Annotated in this window: 1 protein-coding gene; it reads left to right on the top strand. The window is 65.8% G+C overall.

Annotated elements, in window-relative coordinates:
• Nucleotides 1-407 (top strand): AMP-binding protein (locus ON30_RS01520; RefSeq protein WP_040703579.1); only part of this gene is annotated, 407 nt, incomplete at both ends.

Raw genomic sequence — 407 nt, 5'->3', positions numbered from 1 at the left:
GCCCCCACCCCGCTCAAACCCGCCGTCGACCACGCACTCGCCTACCACCCCGACAACCCCGAGGTCCCGACCCCGCAAACCACCGTCGAACACGTCCTGATCGTCAAACGCACCGGCAACCCCGTCGACCTGCTCGAGGGCCGCGACCACTGGTGGCACGACACCGTCGCCAAAGCCTCCCCGGAACACACCGCCCAACCCTTGCCCGCCGAACACCCCCTGTTCATCCTCTACACCTCCGGCACCACCGGAAAACCCAAAGGCATCCTCCACACCACCGGCGGCTACCTCACCCAGACCAGCTACACCCACCACACCGTCTTCGACCACAAACCCGACACCGACATCTACTGGTGCACCGCCGACATCGGCTGGATCACCGGACACTCCTACATCGTCTACGGCCC

Origin of the sequence: Nocardia takedensis NBRC 100417 (assembly GCF_000308695.1) — a bacterium.
GTDB classification, from domain to species: domain Bacteria; phylum Actinomycetota; class Actinomycetes; order Mycobacteriales; family Mycobacteriaceae; genus Nocardia; species Nocardia takedensis.
Note: the sequence above shows the minus strand (reverse complement) of the source record. Positions and strands in the feature narration are given on the sequence as shown.